At 76.6% G+C, this 3,021-nt stretch carries 2 protein-coding genes; one reads left to right on the forward strand and one right to left on the reverse strand.

Features of this window, described 5'->3' with window-relative positions; translation table 11 throughout:
- Positions 1-359: 359 nt before the first annotated feature.
- Positions 360-1,679 (reverse strand): acyltransferase family protein, encoded by a 1,320-nt coding sequence (locus tag PV350_RS45810; RefSeq protein WP_500339218.1) that lies wholly within the window; start codon positions 1,677-1,679, stop codon positions 360-362.
- A gap of 157 nt (positions 1,680-1,836) precedes the next feature.
- Here PV350_RS45810 and PV350_RS45815 point away from each other — a divergent pair, with 157 nt between their 5' ends.
- Complete coding sequence (locus PV350_RS45815; RefSeq protein ID WP_500339219.1) at positions 1,837-2,841, forward strand: methyltransferase; 1,005 nt, start codon at positions 1,837-1,839, stop codon at positions 2,839-2,841.
- The last annotated feature ends 180 nt before the right edge of the window (positions 2,842-3,021 follow it).

Genomic DNA, 3,021 nt, shown 5'->3' on the forward strand with positions numbered 1-3,021 from the left:
AGAAAGGTGTTTACGGCGGCTTCGGCGGCGGGGCCGCCTTGCCGGCTCCCGGAACCGCCGCGCAGCGGTCCAAGCCCCGGCTCCGGCCGGAGCAGCCGTCGGACCGCTGCGCTACCACGAGGGGGCGGTCGGACCCCGCGGGACGTCCACGACACCCGGCCCGCCACGAAGATGACATGGCGTCATGCGACCGCGCCGGCGACCCAGGAGGCCGCCGTGCCGCGGGCCAAGCCGCGGGGCTGGACGGCACACCCGCCGGACCGCTGCGCTACCCGCGCCCAGTCGGACCACCGCAAGGGCCACCACAGAGGCCACCACGATCCACGCGGCGAACCCGCCGCCCGGCGGCAAGGGCGGCGTCAGGCGGCCTCTTCCGCGGGGGTCCCCGGTTCCCCCTGACGGGTCGGGCGTGCCGCCGGGCGGCGGGGCAGCGCCACAAGGGCCGCGCCGAGGGTGAACGCGAGGGCGGGCAGAGCGGGGAACCGGCCGTCGGGGGCCAGGCCGTGCACCGACCAGTAGGCGAGGGCGGCCGTGCTGCAGGCCAGTCCGGTCCACAGCAGGGCGGGGCGGTCGTAGCGGGCGTCGGCCGACGGGGCGACGGCGCCGGACAGGCGGGCGAGCGCACGCTCCAGCGGCCGCAGTGCGACCAGCACGCCCGCCAGGAACACCGCGAGCACCAGCATCCAGGGCACGCGCAGCGCCCACCAGGCAGCGCTGCCGAAGGCGGCGTCGGGGGCGAGGCCGAGCAGGTAGAACACGGCGGCGAGCAGCACGGGCAGCATGTGCCACAGGTACAGGGTCATGCTCGCGCCGCCGAGGAACCCGACGGCACGTCCCATGCGTGCGCCCTCCAGTGCCCGCCGGACGGCCGGAGCGGCCAGCAGGCATGCGCCGGCCTGGGCCACCACCCAGGCCAGCATCGCCGGGGACGGGGGGTCGGTGTTGCCGACCGTCTCCCCGGTGACCCGGATCAGGCTCACCGGGTACGGCCCGAGGGTGATCAGCGCCGTGAAGGCCAGCGCGCCCGCGGCCGCCATCGCGGCGGCGGGCAGGCGCGTCAACTGCCCGTCGCGCCAGCAGAACCCGAGCTGGTACGCCACTCCCCAGACCAGGACGTAGTCGACCAGCCCGGCGGAGGCCGGGGCACCCGCCGTCACCGACGCACCCGCCGCCACCGCGACCGCACCCATCGCCACCGGGACCCGCGGCCCCCAGCGCCGGTGCGCCGCGTGCAGCACCGGGGTGAGGGCGCTGAGCAGCAGGTACACCGGGAGGAACCAGAACTGCATGGCCATCGCCCATCCCGCGAGCTCGAGCGTGCGCCGGTCCACTCCGGCCGCCGAGCAGATCGCGACCGCGAGCAGCACCAGCCCGCAGTAGGCGGCCGCGGGCAGCAGCAGGCGCAGGGCCCGCCGCGCCACCCAGGGGGCCGCCGTACCTCCCGCCGCCCGGGTGCGGGCCCAGGAGCCGCCCGCCGCGTGGCCCCCGGCGAGGAAGAACAGCGGCATGATCTGGAAGCCCAGGGTCAGCCACTGCGTCCAGCGGATCTCCGCCAGGAGCTCGGGCGCCACGATGCCCCCGCCCGGCTCCCGGACGAGGGCGGTGATCAACCAGTGGCCGAGCACGACCATGCAGATCGCCAGGGCCCGCAGGAAGTCGACGTACCGGTCTCGCTCCATGCCCGGTCATGCTGCCCCACCCCCGTCCGTGGCGCCGCGGTTGGCCCCGGCCGCAACCGATTCGTACCCGCAGCGCAACCTGACCGGGTAATTCGCTTGCGGGGCCCGCGGGTCGGGGCGAGGCTGGCCGGTCGGTCGCGAGGAGAGGGAGTTGCTGATGGCGGGCGAGGAGCAACGGGACGTGTCCCTGTGGCGGTTGGCGGACCTGGTGACCCCGATGGCGCTGCGCACGGCGGCCACGCTCAAGGTGGCGGACCATCTGGCGGAAGGGCCCCGTAAGGCCACCGAGCTGGCGCAGGAGACCGGGACGGAGTCGGGGGCGCTGGACCGTCTGCTGCGGCACCTGACCGGTGTCGGGGTGGTGACCCGCGACGGGGGCGGGCGGTACGCGCTGACGGCCCGGGGCGAGGAGCTGAGGTCGGACCACCCGGGCGGGCTGCGGGAGTGGCTGGACACCGAGGGCGGCCTCGGCCGGGCCGAACTGGCCTTCGTGCAGCTGCCGCACAGCGTGCGCACGGGCACGGCCGCGTTCCCGCGCCAGTACGCCCGCGGGTTCTGGGAGGACCTGGCGGCGGACGAGGAGCGGACCCGCTCGTACGACCGCGCGATGGGGGTCGACGTCGCCGAGTGGGCGGGCGCGCTGGTCCCGGCGTACGACTGGGGCGCGCTCGGTCACCTGGTCGACGTGGGCGGCGGCAACGGGACGCTGCTGGCGGCGCTGCTCACCGCCTTCCCGGAGCTGCGCGGCACCGTGGTGGACCAGCCCGCCACGGCCGGGGCGGCCCGCGCGACGCTGGCGGCGGCCGGACTCGGCGACCGCGGCGACGCGGTGGGGGGCAGCTTCTTCGAGGCGCTGCCCAAGGGGGCCGGCGGCTACCTGCTCTGCGCGATCCTGCACGACTGGGACGACGACGCGGCACGGTCGGTCCTGCGCCGCTGCGCCGAGGCCGCAGGGGAGCACGGCCGGGTGCTCGTCGTGGAGAAGGTGGGCGCCGACCGCGAGTCGACGGTGGCCGCGATGGACCTGCGCATGCTGGTGTACTTCGGCGGCCGGGAGCGCGGGGTCGCCGCGCTGACCGCGCTCGGCGCGGACGCGGGGCTGCGGGTGTCGTCGGTGCGCACGGCGGGGGACATCGGGATCGTCGAGTTCAGGGCCGCCTGACCGCGTCGAGCGCCCGCCCTCACCGCAGCGTCGGCACGGCGCCGCCCTCCGCCCACGTCACCTCGGTACCGGGCAGACCCCGGCTCCACGCGCGGGTGATCCCGGCGAGGCCGGCCGCGTCGGGATCACCCGCGCGTGGAGCCGGGGTCTGCCCGGTACCGAGGTGACGTGGGCGGAGGG

The organism is Streptomyces sp. PA03-6a, assembly GCF_033792765.1.
In the GTDB taxonomy this organism is placed as follows: domain Bacteria; phylum Actinomycetota; class Actinomycetes; order Streptomycetales; family Streptomycetaceae; genus Actinacidiphila.